The organism is Mesorhizobium loti CJ3sym, from assembly GCF_000472785.1.
GTDB lineage: Bacteria > Pseudomonadota > Alphaproteobacteria > Rhizobiales > Rhizobiaceae > Mesorhizobium > Mesorhizobium loti_E.
In genome coordinates, this window is record NZ_AXAL01000001.1 from 638635 (window position 1) to 657212 (window position 18578).

Consider the following 18578-nt stretch of genomic DNA (forward strand, 5'->3'; position numbering starts at 1 on the left):
CATGTGTTGGCGCGACCCGGACGAAAACGGACTCTTTTACGTCCATTTCGAAATGGCGGCCCGTGTTGCATCTGCGCCACTACCTGCGCGTGCATCGCAGGCGGGCGCCAGCTAAGATGTGGGCGACGACGGGCGACGCGCATCCCTTCGCGCGCGCATCCAGAACCCCCTTGTGATGGTCCAAAATGATCCAGCAATTGCCTCACTTCCATTCGCCCGACGAGATCCTTGCTCACACGGCCTTCGCCGAAGCGCGACGCGCCTGGATCGATGGCATGCTCGGGCTTTACGAAAACAATCCGTTTCTTAGCCGGCTGCTCGCCGCGACCCAGCGCTCGGCCGTGTTCTTCAACACGCTCGTGCTGGATGCCGCACACGACCCTGCCGACCGCTCTACGTGGCCGACGATCAGCCTGCTGCAGGAAGTGATGGCGGCCTACCAATTGTCGAGCCGGCGCAGCATCGAGACGATCGTCGCCCGGTTCGTCGAGACGGGCTATCTTTCCCGCCGGGCGGTTGCGGCGGACAACCGGGTGCGCCTGTTGGTACCGACCGAGAAAATGCTCGCACACGATCTCGATTGGGTAAGGGTCTACTATTCGCCACTGTCCCTGATGTTTCCGGCGTGCGGTTACGCGCAGCCGATGCGGCGCGATCCTGCGTTCAGGACGGCTTTGCGCCGGGCGAGCCGCCCTGGTCTCGGCGATGCGGTCAAGCTGCTGGCGACAAATCCGACCATCACCTTCATGATGAACCGCGATGCCGGGATGATGGTGCTGATCAAGCTGATGCAGACCGGCGGTGCCACGGGCCTGAGTTCAGTGGCTTTCACCGACCTAGCGAAACGCTTCGGCATTTCGCGCACGCATGTCCGCCGGTTGCTGCGCGATGCCGAGATGGAAGGCCTGCTTCGGTTATCGAAAGCCGGCATCGCGCTGGAACCGCCTCTTGTCACCGCGTTCAATCGTTTCCTCGCCGACTGCATGGCGGGGTTCCATGCCTTGTACCATTTCGCGATGAGCTCTCCCGAGATGGCAAACAGTACGGCGCGGTAACCGTTGACCTATTCGTCCGGCCCCGGTTCTGGCCAGGGCTCCCTGGCCGCTTCCGCATACCAGTCGCGCATCGCCGGCGTCGCCAGGACGGCGTCGACATAGGCCCTGGTGTCGGGTGCGAAATCGCCGCCATAAGTGTCGAAGCGGGTGACGACGGGCGCGTACATGGCATCGGCGGCGGTGAAATGGCCAAACAGGAACGGGCCGCCCTTGCCGTATTTTTCGCGACATTCGCGCCACAGCGCCTCGATGCGCGCCCGCTGCGCCTCGCCTTCAGCGTCGAGCGGCTTGTGCCCCTTGGGACGCCGCAAATTCATCGGCCAGCCATAGCGGACCTCGCGAAAACCGGAATGCATCTCGGTCGCCGCCGCACGTGCCAGCGCGCGGGCACCGATATCGGCAGGCCAAAGTTTTTTCTCGGGAAACAGGTCGGCAAGATACTCAAGGATGGCAAGGGTTTCCCAGACAATCCTGCCGTTGTGATTCAAGACGGGCACCTGACCGGTCGGCGACACTTTTGCCAAATTGGCAAAGGTCTCGGGTGTGCGCAGCCGCACGAAGCCTTCCTCGAACGGGATCTCCAGATGCCTCATCGCCACCCATGGCCGAAGCGACCATGAGGAGAAGCATTTGTTGCCGATGTAGAGCGTGAATTCAGCCATTTTTCTCCCCTTGCGCACGATTAGTCGGCGCATCTCCATAGCCTAGCCTGCCAGCCTTGCCGCCGGAAGCGGCCACGTGCTTTTCGTCTGCTTGCGGTGGAATGCCTGGAACCTAAACGACGCCAGCCCGTTTATCCGCGCGGACGAATTCCCCGGAATTCACGGACCCCAGGAGATGCGAAAGTGGTGAACAGGGATCAGGTTGCCGGCATGGCGAAGCAGATCAAGGGCTCGGTCAAACAGGCTGCTGGCAAGGCGACCGGGAACAGGCGGACCCAGGTTGAAGGCATGGCCGACAAGGTCGCCGGCAAGGTGCAGAAAGCCTATGGCGATGTGAAGGCCAAGGTCAGGAAAGCATTCTGATATCTGTTTTGTCGAAGGAGAAGGCGGCCGCGAGGGGCCGCCTTTTTCATGTGCCCCAGTCCCGGCTGAAGGCGTTGGTGAAAGCGACCCCGCCGTGGTCATCGGTCGCCTCGCCAAGCACCACGTCCATGCCATCGCTTGTGACCCTGGCCACGGCGAAACCGCCCATATAGGCAGCCTTCGGCTTGAACAGGTCGAGCCCGTCACGACGGTAGATCAGCGACGTTTCATGCTGATGGCCGTGGAAGATGCCTATGACATTGTAGCCCTTCAGCGCTGCCAGCAGCGCCTGCCTGTCGGCCTCGCCCCACCAGTGCGGCGCACCGGCGCCATCATCGTCGTAGGTTCTCCTAGCAGGATCCCACCGCTCCGTCGAAAATGTGTCCCAGCCATAGTGCTGGAACAGAATGACCGGCCGCCCATCCCCGGCGTAGGTCGCCAAATCTTGCTTCAGCCATGGCAAGCTGCTCTCGACGCCGTGGCCGCTATCCCCGGCGAAACGATGCGTCTGGACGAGATGCAGGCCGCCCCAGTCCCAGGAATAGCAGTCGGTCTCGACATCGTAGTCGGTGGCCGGCACGGGCGGCTTGAAGAACACGCCGGCGCGGTGGTTGACCTCGACATAGTCGCGCAGTTCGCGCCGGTACCAGTCGACATGGTGCGGCGGACCGTTCTGGTCGAGATCGTGGTTGCCGAGCCCGACATAGACCGGCATGTGGACGCGATCGGGGCCAACGCCTTGGCTGTAGCGCTGGCTGAATTGCAGCAGTTGCGTGCCCTCGCTCGGCTGGGTGATCTGGCCGCCGCCATCGTCGGTGATGTCGCCGCCGACGACAAGGCCGAGCGGCGTGCCGATGCGGCTGCCGGCCGAACGCAGGCCTGTGGCGACGCCGTTGATCTCGGCCGGCCAGTCCTTGTCACCGACGGCGTTCAGTGCCGCAACGTGGCGCAGCAGCGCCGCGTCGGTCTTGCCTTCCAACTGGCAGTTGGGGCTCAAGCCGCTTGCCATGCGGCAGGCATGGACATCGGCGATGAACAGGAATGTGGCGTCGATGGGCTGGATGCGCTGGCCGGTCTGACTGAGCGCCGGGCGTGAAAGCGCACCAGCCGCGGCAAGGCCAGCTGCCTGCGCCAGAAAGCTGCGTCGTGAAAGCAATTTTGGCCACCGGTGATTCATCATCGATGGAGTTTCAGCACAAGCGGCGTCTGTCCGTCCAGTTTCAGCAACGTCACGGCTGCGTGGGCCGTCGGAATGACGTCTGGCACTATACCGCTTGGTCTATCCGCTCCTGAACGTCCTATGGATCACCTCAGCGACAAAGGCCGGATCCTCCCAATGCGGATTGTGGCCACATTTCTCTGCGCGCACCAGGCTTGCCCCAGATAGAGAACGCGACAGCGCCTCCTGGTGCACCTCGCTGAACAACGGGTCGAGGACGCCGGCGATGATCAGCGTTCTGACGATCACCTTTTGTGCCGCATCGGTCAGATCGGCAAGGCAAATCTCTTCCAGGATGGCGCGCCAGCGCGCCGCGGGCATCGCCGAGGCGTCGTTGGCCAGGCCGGCAAGAAATGGCTGAGGCACACCAGGCCGGCAGGCATGCCACCAGGTAAAAAACGGATCGGCCGGCGATATCGGATCGCGCAAGGCCTGCACGCCCACGACCAGCGAATGGTCGCGCGCGAAATTAGGCTTCAACGTGCCGGCAATAACCACCAGCCCGCCGATGAGGCGGTTGTGCCGCGCCGCCAGAGCGATGGCCACCATGGCGCCGAGCGAATGGCCAACGACAACAGGCCGATCGAGCCGCAAATGCCGGATCAGGCCGGCAATGTCATCGGCGAAGTCCGCGATGGCGCAGCCATTGCCCGCCTGCGACGCACCGTGGCCGCGCAGGTCGGGCATGATCAACCGGCGGCCGGCCAGATGCGGCGCCAGGAGCGAAAAGCTGCGGCTGGTGTCGGTGAAACCATGCACCAGAACCAGCGCCGGCTCTGCACCGGCAACCTCGACATAGGCGATTTCGAGCCCACCCAGATCGGTGAACTGCTTGCGGCCGGCCCAGGCGTCCTGCTCCGCCCAGATATCCGGCACCGGCTCCATCGCGACCGGCATCACAGACCGAGCTTCTCCTTGACCGCGGCAAGGCCGGGCTTGCCGTCGAAAGTGGTGACGCCGGCGAGCCAGGCGTCGAGGCGGTTCTTGTTCAGCGTGATCGCCTTCAGCGCCCCCTCCTCCGGCTTCAGGCCGTCATTGATGAGATAGCCCATGCCGACATTCTCGAAATCGATGTCGAAAGCGAGATTTTTCAGGAATTGCGCGACATTCGGGCATTGCTGCAGATAGCCCTTGCGGACCTGCGTCGTCACCGTCGCGGCGCCGAAATTCGGGCCAAAGAATTTGTCGCCACCGGTCAGGTACTTGAAGTCGTACATTGTGTTCATCGGATGCGGCGCCCAACCCTGGAAGACGATGAACTGCTTCTCCTTGATCTCATAGCCGACCTCGGAAAGCATGCCGGCCTCGCTCGACTCGACCACGTGCCAGCCGTCAAGGCCGAAGGCCGGATCGGCGATGGCGTCCATCATCAATTGATTGGATCCGGGCTCGATGCCGTACATTTTCTTGCCGAACTTGTCGGCGAATTTGTGCAGGTCGGAAACGTCCTTGACCCCGGCCTCCCAGACATAAGTGGGTACGGCGAAGGTGTATTTGGCCCCGACGAGATTGACGCGGACATTCTCGATCGAGCCGTCCTTCTTGTAGGGCTCGTAATAGGTGACCATCGCCGGATCCCAGTAACCGAGGAACAGGTCCAGATCGTTGTTCTTCATGCCTTCATAGATGACGTTGATGCCCAGCACCGAGCTCTGCGGCTGGTAGCCTAGTGCACCGAGCAGGACATTGGCGACGCCGGTGGTGAAGGCCAGATCGTTCCAGCCGGGTTCGGCCATGCGAACGGCCCGGCATTGTTCAACCTCTGCCGCCTGGGCCGCGTTTGATGCTAGCGCCAACGCGGCAAGGCACACGCCACTTGCAAGGATGCGCAACATTTCGGTTCTCCTCATAACTGAAATTGACCGACTGGTCTTTTTATTGTCCCACTGGTCAATTGTTGATCTGACTGGACGAAAATGTCAACGTGGATTCGTCAGGCATGGATCGAACCGGTGAAACTCAAACGTCTCGGTGACATACGCCGCAAGGAGTTGCGGCAGGCCGCCTTCGCGGTGCTGGAGCGCGAGGGCATTGCGGGCGCCACCCTGGAAAAGGTCGCCGCCCATGCAGGAGCCTCCAAGGGCATCGTGCTGCACTATTTCCGTAACAAGCAGGAATTGTTCGAGCATGCGATGCGCGAGGCCAATGCGGTGCTGCGCGACGCGGTGGTCGCCCGGCTTCGCCTGGCACGGACGCCGACGGAGCGGCTCGATGCGGTGATCGAAGGCAATTTCGAGGAGCATCTTTTCCGGCCGCCGCTATGCCATGCCTGGCTTTCGCTCTGTGCCGAGGTGCCGCGTGACGAAAAGCTGGCGCGCATCCAGAAGGCGCTGCACGCGCGCATGCGCTCGAACCTGTTGTCCGGCCTGCACGGCCTCACCTCGCCCAAGGATGCCAACGACATCGCGCTTGGCGTCACCGCGCTGATCGACGGGCTCTGGCTGCGGCTCGGCCTGGAGCCGGGCAGCGTCTCGCGCGAACAGGCGATCCGCCAGGTCAAGGATTTTGTCAGCGCGCGGCTCGCCATGCGCCGGCCTGAGACCGCCGGCGCGTAAACTGGCGACTGTCGAAGTTCATACCGTGCAATAGGCGGGCGGCTTGACCATGGCTAAGGATCCGCGGTGCTCTCAAGGTGATCCAAAGCGAGCCTCGGAGTGCCCGATGAGACTGCAAGACAAGCGCACGCTGGTGACCGGCGGCTCGGATGGCATCGGCCTGGCAATCACTGAAGCGTTCCTGCGCGAAGGCGCCGATGTGCTGATCGTCGGGCGCGACGTCGGCAAGCTCGAAGCCGCGCGCCAGAAGCTGACAGCTCCCGGCCCGGCCGGCCAGGTGGAGATGGTGTCGGCCGATCTTGCCACCAGCCCCGGTATCTCAGCAGTTATCGAGCACGTGAGAGCCTCCGGCCGGCCGCTCGACATTCTGGTCAACAATGCCGGTGTCGCTTACCTCGTCCCGTTCGAAACGGTCAGCGAGGCGCAGTTCCAGCATTCCTTCGCGCTCAATGTGACAGCGGCGTTTTTCCTCACCCAGGGGCTGCTGTCGCATTTCGGCCCCCGTGCGTCCGTCATCAACATCTCTTCCTATTTCGCCAGCAAGATGATCCCGAAGCGGCCATCGAGCCTCTACTCCCTGTCCAAAGGCGCGTTGAACTCACTGACCAAATCGCTGGCCTTCGAGCTTGGCCCGCGCGGCATCCGCGTCAACGCCATCGCGCCGGGCACGGTCGACACCGCCATGCGGCGCAAGACCGTCGACAACCTGCCAGCCGAGGCACAGGCGGAGCTTAGAGCCTATGTCGAACGCAGCTACCCGCTCGGCCGCATCGGCCGCCCCGACGACCTCGCCGGAATGGCGATCTATCTCGCCAGCGACGAGGCCGCGTGGACCAACGGTGGCATCTTCGCAATCGATGGCGGATATACTGCGGGGTGAGCGCCGACTGCGCCACTGCGTGAGACCGGATTTGCGCGTTGTTGTTCCGATCCGGATAAAATCCGATCATCAACCAAGCGGCTGTTTTCGGCTACCGGGTGCGCTCCTCATCGGCAGGAATATAATACAAATCTCTATTTATACATACACTTTCACATCAGTTAACCATCGAAAAAATTGACCTATCATACCCATGGTCCCGACTGAATATATTCAGCAACTTTTTACGTAAACAACGAATATTACGCTCGCTGCCGATGGGGGTGTATATGAATCTTCTGTTTGGATTTTCCGGGCGCATCGGGCGTGGGCAATGGTGGCTGGCCCAGCTCGCAGTCCTGGTCCTGTTGGTGGTGACCGTCGCCGCCCTTTTCCATGTCGTGGGCATATCGGCGGGACAAAAGCTCAGAGCGTTTCAATCCGACAGGCTGAGTGTCAATCTGGTGCTGCTGATCGGCTCCGCACTTTCGCTCTGGATCAATTTCGCCGCAACGATCAAGCGGTACCATGATCTGGACAAATCAGGCAGTTGGTCCCTGCTGTTGTTCATCCCCTATATTGGCGGGCTATGGGTGCTCGTCGAATGCGGCTTTTTCTCCGGCTCGGACGGCAACAACGACTACGGCTCGCCACCCGGCGCGGATGATTCGAGGAGCGACCTCAACGCCCACATCTCACGCATGAAGGCCGAACGCTCTGTTCAGCAGCAATCGCGATCCGCCACGCTGGAACAGCAAGCGAGCAGGATGGATTCCGCACCTCCGGCACCGCAGACGAGGCGTCCCACCGGTCCCACCGGATTTGGCCGCCGCGGCCGTTAGGCCAAGTACGAGAGCTCCGCGAACATGCAGCGGGAACCTGTGCGACAGGGTAGGACTGGCCGCGAGGAAACAGCCCTGGCTGCCATCAATCAGGACCGCATCAGCGGCATGCGAAAGACAAAACGTGTCTCTTGTGGGGAATGCGGCAGGCCGCTGCCGGGTTCGACGGTCAGCGCTTGACCGGCCTTCCAAATCCGCGTCAATCACTGGCAGCGAAAGTATTCGGATATCGGGATGCCATGTCGTCAAACGATCCGCTGATCCTTTTCTACACGACATTCTTCCGCAAGCCCGTGGACATCGCATCGATCAATTGTGAATTGCCGGGGCGGTGGACCCTCGACAAGCGCAGGCTCTCCGAAGCGGCGGCGGTGGTCTTTCACATTCCTGACTATCGCGAATTCGGCGATGCCCACAAATACCCAGGCCAGGATTGGGTAGCCTGGTCGATAGAGAGCCGCCAGAACTACAGCGTCGTCACCAATCCGGATGTCATGAGACATTTCGACATCACGATGACACACGAAACATCTTCCGACGTCTGGATGCCCTATCTCCCCCTGGCTCGCGAGTGGCAGGAAATGGTGACCAAACCAATCGCCGCGAAGACGGAAGAAGCGCCCGTTGCGCTGTTCCAGTCCGCGCAATTGACCCGCAGCGGTCGCATCGATTTCACGGCCCAGCTGTCACGCCACATCAAGATCGATTCCTATGGCAGGCACTTTCACAACCGAACGATCAGCGGCCCGGATCTCGGCCGGAAGACCAAGATCGAAACCATTGCGCGACACATGTTTTGCCTTGCACTGGAAAATTCAGTCGAGCCCGACTACGTCACCGAGAAGATCTACGACGCGTTTGAGGCCGGCACGGTGCCGATCTACCTTGGCGCCCCGAACGTGGCTGAGTTCGTCCCGGCAAACTCTTATATCGACGCCAGCGCCTTCGCCGACACCAAGGACCTGGCAGCCTATCTCAAGCACTTGATCGGAACGCCGCGAGACTACGAGGCCTATTTCGCCTGGCGTTCGAAGCCGTTGCCCGACAGCATCGCCAAGCGCCTGGACGGACTGGAAACCCCTCCGTTCTGTCGATTGATGAACCTCGTGCGTCAACGCGTCGAAGAGCGGCCGAAGCCGCCATCCGCACGGCCAACACTTCCTTTTGGCCGCTACGCCTCCTTGCGTACGCAGTGGCGCCGATGGAGGGGAAGGATTCCGAGCTGATGATCGAAGAGGTAGCCCACCCTTCAACCGATTTGCATCCTCAGGCCGCACATTCTCCGCTTGATGCCTGTTGTGCAACGCGATAGGCCGTTGCCGAATTCGATAGACTGGAGAACCCGCATGAGCGCTCAAAAGACCAGAACCGAAACCGATACGTTCGGCCCCATCGAGGTTGCGGCCGACCGTTATTGGGGCGCGCAGGCGCAGCGTTCCCTGGGCAATTTCAAGATCGGCTGGGAAAAGCAGCCGGTTTCGGTCGTGCGTGCGCTCGGCATCGTCAAGCGGGCGGCGGCGGAAGCCAATATGGAGCTGAAGCGGCTCGATCCGGCGATCGGCAAGACGATTGTCGAGGCGGCGCAAGAGGTCATCGACGGCAAGCTCAACGACCACTTCCCGCTGGTGGTCTGGCAGACCGGCTCTGGCACGCAGTCCAACATGAACGCCAATGAGGTGATCTCCAACCGGGCGATCGAGATGCTGGGCGGCGTCATGGGCTCGAAGAAGCCGGTGCATCCCAACGATCACGTCAATATGAGCCAGTCGTCGAACGACACCTATCCGACGGCCATGCACATCGCCTGTGCCGAGCGCATCGTGCACGACCTTCTCCCGGCGCTGAAGCACCTGCACAAGGCGCTCGCCGCCAAGAGCCGGGAGTTCAACCACATCATCAAGATCGGCCGCACGCATACGCAGGATGCGACGCCGCTGACGCTGGGCCAGGAATTTTCCGGTTACGCGGCGCAGGTCGCCTCGTCGATCAAGCGCATCGAACTGACGCTGCCCGGCCTGCAGGAGCTGGCGCAAGGCGGTACCGCCGTCGGCACCGGCCTCAATGCGCCCGTCGGCTTCGCCGAACGGGTGGCTGATCGCATTGCCGCCATCACCGGCATTTCCTTCGTCACCGCGCCGAACAAGTTCGAGGCGCTCGCGGCACACGATTCCATGGTGTTTTCGCATGGCGCCATCAACGCAGCGGCCGCCGCACTTTTCAAGGTTGCCAACGACATCCGCTTCCTCGGCTCCGGCCCGCGCTCGGGCCTCGGCGAATTGTCGCTGCCGGAAAACGAGCCGGGCTCCTCGATCATGCCGGGCAAGGTCAATCCGACCCAGTGCGAGGCGATGACGCAGGTCTGCGTGCAAGTGTTCGGCAACAACGCGGCGGTGACCTTCGCCGGCAGCCAGGGCCATTTCGAGCTCAATGTCTACAATCCGCTGATGGCCTACAACTTCCTGCAGTCTGTACAGCTGCTCGCCGACGCCTCGGTCTCCTTCACCGACAATTGCGTGGTCGGCATCGAGGCCCGTGAGGACAACATCAAGGCGGCGCTCGACCGTTCGCTGATGCTGGTGACGGCGCTGGCCCCAACCATAGGCTACGACAATGCCGCCAAGATCGCCAAGACGGCGCACAAGAACGGCACGACGTTGCGCGAGGAAGCGCTCGCCACCGGACTGGTCAGCGAAGCCGACTATGACCGGCTGGTGCGGCCGGAGGACATGACGCATCCGGGGTAGACGTTCCGGCGGGAGAATTTACTCCCGTCACCGCATCACCCGATACGAATTTCTCGCTTGTTGGCCGATCACGGAAATGTACGGCCTGTGAACGATGTGTCGCCGGATAGGCGGCTTTGGTGAACAGTCGGCATCGTCTATCTCATGGGCATTCAACCCATTCGGAGAGTCACCATGTCCATCAACACTTCTACCGCCGGCGCCGGCACCGCGTCCAACAGCTCTGCCACCATCCTGCTCGGCCGCATCCTGCTCGCGGTCATTTTCCTGCTTTCTGGTTTCGGCAAGCTCACCGCCATTTCCGGCACCGCTGCCTATTTCGGCGGTATCGGCCTGCCCCTTCCGACCGTAACCGCCGTTGTCGTCGGCCTGATCGAACTGCTCGGCGGCCTTGCCATCCTCGTCGGCTTCCAGACTCGGATTGCCGCCTGGGTACTCGCGATCTTCACCATCGCCACCGCGCTGGTCGCCCATACCGGCTGGGCCGATCAGATGCAGATGATCAACTTCTTGAAGAACGTGGCGATCACAGGCGGCTTCATCTTGCTGGCTTCGTCGGGCGCCGGCGCCTACTCGATCGATGCCAAGCGCGGCTGAGCCTCCCCTCCCAAGCCCCCCTCCCAGGTCTTGATAAAAGCGGTGCGGAATTTTCCGCGCCGCTTTTTCGTTGTCTGTAGTAGTCGGCCGCCGGTTTCAGCCGAGACCGCGCAGGCGTAGACTGCGCGGCTGCCGGCTTGGACCTGATCGAGCGCCGGCAAGGGAGGTTGTCATGGCCCGCAATGCATTGCTTCTGGTCTCGCGGCTGCTGTTTGCCGTGATGTTCGTACCATCCGGCTTCCAGGCGCTCGCCAACATCGCCGGTACATCAGGTTATTTCGCCGGCCTCGGTCTGCCGCTGCCGACGCTAGCGGCCTGGGGCACGGGCCTGTTCGAGCTGATCGCGGGCTTGCTGATCCTCATCGGCTTCCAGACCCGGATCGTGGCGCTGCTGCTGGCGGCCTTCTGCGTCGTTGCCGGCTTCATCGGCCATTACGGCCAGGGCGCCGGCGACGCGATGCTCGCCTTCCTGCACCAGCAGATGCTGATGAAGGATATCGCGATTGCAGGCGGCTTCCTGGCGCTGGCGATGGCCGGTGCGGGCGCCTGGTCGGCTGACGGCCGCGGTCCGGTTTAGTATGGTCTTAAATCCGCGTGGGTCAGATAAATCACGCTCTGATAGGCCGCGCCTATTTGACTGAAACGCTCGGCCCACCCTCGACCGCCAGCACCAGCCTGCGGTTGGTGATTCGTGCCAGCTGCGCCAGCCGGCCGGCTGGACGCTCACCGTAGAGGTCGGAGAGCGATGCCGGCAACACCAGCGCCAGCACGCCATTGGCGCGCTGTTCCCATTTCAGCCTGGGCATGATGCCGGGCATCGAGGCCGTCAGCAGATAAACGACGCGCATCATCGCCGCCAGCACGCGCGCCCGCTCGAGATAGCGCGGCGTCGCCAACGCCTTGATCTCGGGCGCGATCGCCTCGTTGAAGATGCCGTCATGACGATAGGCGTTGGCCAAAGCCAGGAAGGCACGGCCGGGATGGTCGACACCGAAGAAGGAGGCGTGTGCAATGATGTTGAGCGACTGCCTGCCGCGATACTCGGGATGCGCGCGCCAACCGATGTCGGCCAGCAAGGCGGCTGAGTGGCGGTAGCGCGCCTCGTCCTCGGCCTCGTCGATGCCGAAGGCGGCAAAGGTCCTGGCGGTCCAGTCGACCAGTTCATGCGCATGGGTGACCGAGCGCGAGCGCAGCCGGGCCAGTTCCTCGGATGCCGAGATCAGTGGATCGGCCTTCTGCTCGGCTTCGTCGAGCAGCGAATAGAGGAAGCCCTCGCGCACGCCGAGCGCCGAGACGATGATCTTCGACGGCTGCATAGCCGTCATGATCTCCTGCAGCACGATGGCGCCGTAGGGCAGCAGCGAACGGCGGTTCTTCGAGACGCCTTCGATGCCTTTGATCTTCTCGATCTCGCCTTTCGCCACCTGCTTCAGGAAATTGGACGCGCTTTCGATGCCAATCTCGTAGTGGTGCATGACGCCAAGCGGGTAGTTGGTCATTTCCATGTGCAAGCGGGCGAGGTTTCGCCAGGTGCCGCCGACGGCGTAGAAGGGCCTGCCCTGCCCGCCCTTCAAAAGCTTGGCGCGCGCCAGTTCGTCGCGTGCGATCTTCTGCGCCTGGGCAAGCGAGTTCTTGGCCATGTCCTGCAGGCGCAGGCCGCCCAGCGGCAGCGTTATGCCGTCGCCGATCGCCTCACCATTGACGTCGACCAATTCGAGACTGCCGCCGCCCAGATCGCCGGCGATGCCATTGGCCGGGTGGAAGCCGGAAATGACGCCGAGCGCCGAATAATAGGCCTCCTGGCGGCCACTGATCACGCGGATCTCGGTCTTCAGCACTTCTTCGGCGCGGTGGATGAAATCGGGACCGTTGATGGCCTCACGCGCGGCAGCGGTGGCCAGCACGTACATATGCTCGGCGCCGGCCTGATCGGACAGCGCGCGAAAGCGGCGGAACTCTTCCATCGAGCGGGTCACCGCCTCGGGGTCGAGCTTGCCGGTCGAAACGATGCCGCGGCCAAGGCCGGCCAGCATCTTTTCGTTGAACAGCATGGTCGGCGAGCGCGCCAGCCCCTCATAGACGACGAGACGGATCGAGTTCGATCCGATGTCGATGATGGACAGCGGTCGGCGGTCCTGCAGCCGGCCCTGGGAATCAGACAGCATCAGGTGGACGCTGCGGTGTTCTTCTTGCGGCGCTTGAACTGCGCAATACGCTTGGGCGCATGCGACTTCAGCGCGTCACCCCGTCCCGACAGGCTCGGATTGGTCATGAAATATTCCTGCGCGTTGAACGGTTCCTCACCCTCCTCCAGCACCACGCGCCGGGAGGTTCCATCTGCCAATACGTCGAAACTTTGCTGATTGTCCATGATGTTGCCCAGCATGATCTGGCCCAGGATCTGTTCATGCACAGTTGGATTGGTGATCGGCACCATGGTCTCGACACGACGATCGAGATTACGCGGCATCAGGTCGGCCGAAGAGATGTAGACGATCGCCTCATCCGACGGCAGGCCATGGCCATTGCCGAAGCAATAGATGCGGCTGTGCTCGAGGAACCGGCCGACGATCGACTTGACTCTGATGTTTTCCGACAGGCCGGGAACCTGGGGCCTGAGGCAGCAGATGCCGCGCACGACAAGGTCGATCTCGACGCCGGCGCGGCTGGCATCATAGAGCGCGTCGATGATGATCGGATCGACCAGCGCGTTCATCTTCATCCAGATGCGCGCCGGCTTTCCTTCCAGGGCATGGGCGACCTCGTCGGCAATGTGCTTCAAGATGCGGCTTCTGAGCGTGAACGGCGAAATCGCCAGCCGCATTTCAGCGGTCGGCTCGGCATAGCCGGTGATGAAGTTGAAGAGCTGGGCAACGTCACGGGCGATCGTCGGATCAGTGGTGAAGAACGAAAGGTCGGTGTAGATGCGCGCGGTGACCGGGTGGTAGTTGCCGGTGCCGAGATGCACATAGTTGCGCAGCTTGCCGTCCTCGCGCCGCACCACCAGCGACATTTTCGCATGGGTCTTGAGCTCGAGGAAACCGAACACGACCTGCACGCCGGCGCGCTCAAGATCGCGCGCCCAGCGGATGTTGGCCTCCTCGTCGAAGCGCGCCTTGAGCTCGACAAGTGCTGTCACCGACTTGCCCGCCTCGGCCGCGTCGACCAGCGCGCGCACGATCGGGCTGTCGTTGGAGGTGCGGTAAAGCGTCTGCTTGATCGCCACCACTTCCGGATCAGCCATCGCCTGGCGCAGGAACTGCACCACGACGTCGAAGGATTCATAGGGGTGGTGGACGACGATGTCCTTCTCACGGATGGCGGCAAAACAGTCGCCGCCATGCTCGCGGATGCGCTCGGGAAAGCGCGGATTGTAGGGCGTGAACTTCAGGTCGTCGCGGGGGATGGAGACGATTTCGGAGATCTGGCTGAGCGCCAGCGGACCGGTCAGCACGCTGATACGGCTCGACGAGACGCCGAGTTCGCCGGCGACGAAATCGCGCAATTCGCCAGGCATCAATTTGTCGAATTCGATGCGGATCACCGAACCGCGGCGGCGGCGCTTCAGCGCCGTCTCGAACAGGCGCACCAGATCTTCCGACTCTTCCTCGACCTCGATATCGCTGTCTCGAATGATGCGGAATGTGCCGGAACCCTTGACCTCATAGCCGGGGAACAGCTTGCCGATATAGAGACCGACCGCCTCTTCCAGCGGGATGAAGCGGACATGGTGCTTGCGGTCGGGCAAGCGGATGAAGCGCTTCAGCGCCACCGGCAGGCGCAAGAGCGCGCTCATCTCCTCGCCATTCTTGCGATGGCGCAATTGCAGCGCCATCGAGAAGCCGAGATTGGGAATAAACGGGAATGGATGTGCCGGGTCGATCGACAACGGGGTGAGCACCGGAAATACCTGCTCCTGGAAGTGGTCTTCCAGCCAGACCTTCTCGTCCTTGGTCAGGGCATCTCGCGCAATGCTTTCGATGCCTTCCTTGTTGAGCAGCACGGTGAGCGCCGAAAGGCTCTTCTGCTGGTCTTCCTGCAGCCGTTCGACCTCGCGCAGCAATTGTTCGAGCTGCTGCTCGGGCGTGCGGCCGTCGGGGCTTTTGAGCGTGATTCCTTCGCGCACCTGGCCGGCGAGGCCAGCGACACGCACCATGAAGAACTCGTCGAGATTGGCTGCCGAGATCGACAGGAAGCGGACACGCTCCAGCAATGGATGATGGGTGTTCAGCGATTCCTCAAGCACACGGCGATTGAACTGCAGCCAGGAAAACTCGCGGTTGACGAAGCGATCCGGGTTCCCGCCCTCTGAAGTGGCCACCTCGACATTGACGAATTCGCTCTGCACCGGCTTCAGTTCGTTCATGGTTCCTGCCCGCAACCGTTCCTTTGGGAGCGCCGCCAGATGGCGATGGACGCTCTAACATGCTTTTGTGACGCATGATCCGTCGCGGAATCGCTTGGCATCCGCGGTCACACGCTTAACCGGCTCAACTTATCCTCTGACAGGCTTTTGCGACAGTTTCATTTCATCGATCTTGCAAAGAGACCTGTTATGATCCAGATGCATGCGAGACTGCGTTAAGGAGACGACGATGGCAGGCGGTTCCATTCCCCATTTCCAGAACGATGCCGGCCATCCGGCGATCGACATCGGGGTCAAGGAATTCATGTGTACGGGCGCCAATCCGCCTTTCGACCACCCGCATGTGTTTCTCGACATGGGCGACGACAATGAGAAGGTCTGCCCCTATTGCTCGACGCTCTTTCGCTATTCGCCGAAGCTGAAGGCGACGGAAACCCTGCCGGCGGACTGTATCTACATCGACCAGGCCGCCTGATTCTTTCGCGACAGACCTGATGGACGAAAAGCGCTCCCGGCAAGTCATCATCGCCGGGGCCGGTGTTGCCGGGCTGACTGCGGCCCTCGCCTTCGCCGAACGCGGCTATGCCGTGCAGGTTTACGAACAGGCACAACGGCTCGAAGCCGTGGGTGCCGGTCTCCAGCTTTCTCCCAACGCGACACGCATCCTTCGCCAGCTCGGCGTGCTCGACCGGCTGCTGCCGGCTGCGGTCCGGCCGGAGGCTGTGGTGCTGAAGGACGCAAGGACGCTACGTCAACTGGCGCGCGTGCCACTCGGGCAAGCGGGTGAAAGCCGCTGGGGTGCTCCTTATCTCGTCGCACACCGGGCCGATTTGCAGAGTGCCCTGATGGCGCGCGTTGCGGAGATGCCTGATATTCGTCTCACTCTCGGAGGGCGCGTCGAGAAAATTGCTACTGGCAGCCATGGTGTCACCGCGACTGTCGTGATCGGCGGCAAGACGGCAGAGGAACAAGGCTCCTTGCTGGTCGGCGCCGACGGCGTCTGGTCGTTGGTGCGCGCGCTTGTCGATTCAAAGAGGATGGCATCGCCAAGAAGCCGCTTTTCAGGGGAGTTGGCCTGGCGCGCCACGGTCGCGGCCGACAGCAGCGCTGGGCCAGCCTTTGCCGCGATCGGTGCGGTCGATTGCGTCACGACTTTTCTCCATCCGGGTTTCCACATGGTCGCCTATCCCGTCAGCAAGGGTGACGCCTTCAACCTCGTCGCCTTCACAAAAGGCGAGCGCATCGCCGACGGCTGGTCCGGCCATGCCGATCCAAGCATCCTCGCCGCCGCTATGCGCGGCACCGCGCCAGGTCTCGTAAAGCTGGTGGAACTGGCCGGCCCGTGGCTGACCTGGCCGCTCCACACGGTCGAACAGACGCAGCCCTGGACCACGTCGAACGGCATCGTACTGATAGGCGACGCCGCGCATGCGATGACGCCGTTCGCGGCGCAAGGCGCGGCGATGGCGATCGAGGATGCGGCCATGCTTGCCAATATCATGGCTGACTTTCCCACAGATCCCATGGAAAGCCTTCGTATCTGGGAGAACCTGCGACGCCCGCGCATCGCGAAAGTGGCTCGCCGTGGCGCCGTCAATCGCCTTGCCTGGCATGCTGCGGGTCCCGTAGCTGTCGCCCGCAATCTCTTCCTGACCATGCGCCCCTCGGGAAAACTCGCTGCCGACCTCGACTGGCTCTATGGCTGGCAGCAGCAGAAAATCATCCGACGCTGAAATCGAGGCACGTCGGGGGGCCTGTCTGCGGACAGACGCTAATTGTAGAGCCGCATCGACAGCCCGAGCGAAACCGGCAGCGGGTTCCACCACCCTGTGCGCAGCCCGGCGGTGCGCAGCGCGGCCGCCGTCCAGGTGTTGCAGCCGACCAGTGCGTTGAAATGGCCGTTGGCTTCGAAGAAGCCGTCGAAATTCGAATAAGCGGCATTCGGGATATGGATCGGACCACTCGGTCCCTGTTGAAAGCTGGCCTGGATGAAATCGAGCAGTGCCGCGAACTGGTCGTCACCAATGTCGAAGCCTGCGACATCGGGATGTGCTTGGTCGATATCGCCGGCGACATCGACATGCATGACCGACGCGTCGAGGGTCAGGGCTTTCATCACAGGTACGGCCTTGAGCTCAGACCAGGTCGGCGTTTCCAGATAGAAGGCGCGGCCGCCCCAGCCAAAGATGATATAGCGCACCTCGGGGATGTCGGCCGGGATACCGGCCTCGACCAGAAAGTGAAAGCGCCGGCGCACCGCATCGTCGACCGGAATGGCGATGTCGGTATGGATCGGGTTCTTCAGCACCAGGATATGACGCGTGGCTGATTTGCCGACGGCAGTTTGCCAGAGCGGGCGCGGCACCAAGGTGCCGAGCGTTACCGCGAGCGCGATGACGATCAACAAGAGACCCAGAAGACGGCCGAGCTTTTTCATGAGTGGCGGTCCTGCAAATGCATACCGGCGCGACACGAACCGCCGTCCTCCTGCTCACCCATACGCAAAAGAGCCCGGCACTGTTTCAGCCGGGCTCTCCTCAGTTTACTGAAAGGCCTAATGCAGGATCTGGCTGAGGAACAGTTTTGTGCGCTCATGGCGCGGATGGTCGAAGAACTCGGCCGGCGTGTTCTGCTCGACGATCTGGCCCTGATCCATGAAGATCACCCGGTTGGCGACCTTGCGGGCGAAGCCCATCTCGTGGGTGACGCACAGCATGGTCATGCCTTCTTCGGCCAAGCCCACCATGGTTTCCAGCACTTCCTTGATCATTTCCGGGTCGAGCGCCGAGGTCGGCTCGTCAAACAGCATGATGCGTGGGTTCATGCACAGCGAGCGCGCAATCGCCACGCGCTGCTGCTGGCCGCCGGAGAGCTGGCCCGGATATTTGTTGGCCTGCTCAGGGATTTTCACGCGCTTGAGGAAATGCATGGCGATTTCCTCGGCCTGTTTCTTTGGCGTCTTGCGCACCCAGATCGGCGCCAGCGTGCAGTTCTCCAGGATGGTCAGATGCGGGAACAGGTTGAAGTGCTGGAACACCATGCCGACCTCGCGGCGCACCTCGTCAATCTTCTTGAGATCATTGGTGAGTTCCTTGCCGTCGACGATGATCTTTCCCTTCTGGTGCTCTTCCAGACGGTTGATGCAGCGGATCATGGTCGACTTGCCGGAGCCCGACGGGCCGCAAATGACGATACGCTCGCCGCGCATCACTTTCAGATTGATGTCCTTCAGCACATGGAACTCGCCATACCATTTGTGCATGGCGATGATGTCGATGGCGACATCGGTGGTCGAGATGTGCATCTTGGCGGCGTT

At 62.0% G+C, this 18578-nt stretch carries 19 protein-coding genes; 11 read left to right on the forward strand and 8 right to left on the reverse strand.

The annotated features are described in order from the left end of the window. The first annotated feature begins 185 nt into the window (after positions 1–185). Positions 186–1055 carry a hypothetical protein gene (locus A3A9_RS0103480; RefSeq protein WP_027057527.1) on the forward strand — a complete coding sequence of 290 codons (870 nt, stop codon included), beginning with the start codon at positions 186–188 and terminating at the stop codon, positions 1053–1055. An 8-nt stretch (positions 1056–1063) separates the two neighbouring features. Here A3A9_RS0103480 and A3A9_RS0103485 read toward each other — a convergent pair whose 3' ends face one another. Next, positions 1064–1717, reverse strand: a complete 654-nt coding sequence (locus A3A9_RS0103485; RefSeq protein ID WP_027057528.1) for a glutathione S-transferase family protein — start codon at positions 1715–1717, stop codon at positions 1064–1066. Between the two features lie 183 nt (positions 1718–1900). On the opposite strand from A3A9_RS0103485, the gene A3A9_RS42320 reads away from it, so the two are divergent. Then, the gene (locus tag A3A9_RS42320) at positions 1901–2080 is read left to right on the forward strand and encodes a CsbD family protein (RefSeq protein WP_027057529.1); all 180 of its coding nucleotides are present in this window, start codon (positions 1901–1903) and stop codon (positions 2078–2080) included. Positions 2081–2126: 46 nt separating this feature from the next. Here the strand turns inward: A3A9_RS42320 and A3A9_RS0103495 are convergent, their stop codons facing one another. From A3A9_RS0103495 to choX, 3 genes are all read right to left on the reverse strand, one after another. Further along, positions 2127–3260: a metallophosphoesterase gene (locus A3A9_RS0103495; RefSeq protein ID WP_027057530.1), complete on the reverse strand. Its 1134-nt coding sequence runs from the start codon at positions 3258–3260 to the stop codon at positions 2127–2129. 99 nt (positions 3261–3359) lie between these two features. Then, positions 3360–4196 (reverse strand): alpha/beta fold hydrolase, encoded by an 837-nt coding sequence (locus tag A3A9_RS0103500; protein ID WP_051370707.1) that lies wholly within the window; start codon positions 4194–4196, stop codon positions 3360–3362. Beyond that, a complete protein-coding gene (choX, locus tag A3A9_RS0103505; protein WP_027057532.1) occupies positions 4196–5134 on the reverse strand; it encodes a choline ABC transporter substrate-binding protein in 939 nt (312 codons plus the stop codon). The genes A3A9_RS0103500 and choX overlap by 1 nt, the downstream gene beginning before the upstream one ends. 81 nt (positions 5135–5215) lie before the next feature. On the opposite strand from choX, the gene betI reads away from it, so the two are divergent. The 7 genes from betI (at position 5216) to A3A9_RS0103540 (ending at position 11473) form a co-directional block, all read left to right on the forward strand. Then, entirely contained in the window at positions 5216–5854 is a 639-nt protein-coding gene (betI, locus tag A3A9_RS0103510; protein WP_082221812.1) for a choline-binding transcriptional repressor BetI, read from the forward strand. Between the two features lie 106 nt (positions 5855–5960). Further along, positions 5961–6734 carry an SDR family NAD(P)-dependent oxidoreductase gene (locus tag A3A9_RS0103515; protein ID WP_027057534.1) on the forward strand — a complete coding sequence of 258 codons (774 nt, stop codon included), beginning with the start codon at positions 5961–5963 and terminating at the stop codon, positions 6732–6734. Positions 6735–7003: 269 nt separating this feature from the next. Next, complete coding sequence (locus A3A9_RS41705) at positions 7004–7555, forward strand: DUF805 domain-containing protein (RefSeq protein ID WP_082221847.1); 552 nt, start codon at positions 7004–7006, stop codon at positions 7553–7555. A 239-nt stretch (positions 7556–7794) separates the two neighbouring features. Further along, positions 7795–8781 (forward strand): glycosyltransferase family 10 domain-containing protein, encoded by a 987-nt coding sequence (locus A3A9_RS0103525; protein ID WP_027057535.1) that lies wholly within the window; start codon positions 7795–7797, stop codon positions 8779–8781. Between the two features lie 120 nt (positions 8782–8901). Next, complete coding sequence (fumC, locus tag A3A9_RS0103530) at positions 8902–10299, forward strand: class II fumarate hydratase (RefSeq protein WP_027057536.1); 1398 nt, start codon at positions 8902–8904, stop codon at positions 10297–10299. Positions 10300–10473: 174 nt separating this feature from the next. After that, the gene (locus tag A3A9_RS0103535; RefSeq protein WP_027057537.1) at positions 10474–10896 is read left to right on the forward strand and encodes a DoxX family protein; all 423 of its coding nucleotides are present in this window, start codon (positions 10474–10476) and stop codon (positions 10894–10896) included. A 172-nt stretch (positions 10897–11068) separates the two neighbouring features. Next, positions 11069–11473 (forward strand): DoxX family protein, encoded by a 405-nt coding sequence (locus A3A9_RS0103540; RefSeq protein ID WP_027057538.1) that lies wholly within the window; start codon positions 11069–11071, stop codon positions 11471–11473. A gap of 52 nt (positions 11474–11525) precedes the next feature. Here A3A9_RS0103540 and ppx read toward each other — a convergent pair whose 3' ends face one another. Next, positions 11526–13061 (reverse strand): exopolyphosphatase, encoded by a 1536-nt coding sequence (gene ppx / locus A3A9_RS0103545; RefSeq protein WP_027057539.1) that lies wholly within the window; start codon positions 13059–13061, stop codon positions 11526–11528. Further along, positions 13061–15262 (reverse strand): RNA degradosome polyphosphate kinase, encoded by a 2202-nt coding sequence (locus tag A3A9_RS0103550; RefSeq protein ID WP_027057540.1) that lies wholly within the window; start codon positions 15260–15262, stop codon positions 13061–13063. Before A3A9_RS0103550 ends, ppx begins: the two co-directional genes overlap by 1 nt. A gap of 229 nt (positions 15263–15491) precedes the next feature. On the opposite strand from A3A9_RS0103550, the gene A3A9_RS0103555 reads away from it, so the two are divergent. Together A3A9_RS0103555 and A3A9_RS0103560 are read left to right on the forward strand one after the other, a co-directional pair. After that, positions 15492–15737 (forward strand): zinc-finger domain-containing protein, encoded by a 246-nt coding sequence (locus A3A9_RS0103555; RefSeq protein ID WP_027057541.1) that lies wholly within the window; start codon positions 15492–15494, stop codon positions 15735–15737. Between the two features lie 19 nt (positions 15738–15756). Next, positions 15757–16995, forward strand: a complete 1239-nt coding sequence (locus A3A9_RS0103560) for an FAD-dependent monooxygenase (protein WP_027057542.1) — start codon at positions 15757–15759, stop codon at positions 16993–16995. Between the two features lie 38 nt (positions 16996–17033). Here A3A9_RS0103560 and A3A9_RS0103565 read toward each other — a convergent pair whose 3' ends face one another. Both A3A9_RS0103565 and A3A9_RS0103570 read right to left on the reverse strand, forming a co-directional pair. Next, positions 17034–17699, reverse strand: coding sequence for a TIGR02117 family protein (locus A3A9_RS0103565; RefSeq protein ID WP_027057543.1), 666 nt, complete (start codon positions 17697–17699; stop codon positions 17034–17036). A 117-nt stretch (positions 17700–17816) separates the two neighbouring features. After that, positions 17817–18566: an amino acid ABC transporter ATP-binding protein gene (locus A3A9_RS0103570; RefSeq protein ID WP_031240865.1), complete on the reverse strand. Its 750-nt coding sequence runs from the start codon at positions 18564–18566 to the stop codon at positions 17817–17819. Between the last annotated feature and the right edge of the window lie 12 nt (positions 18567–18578).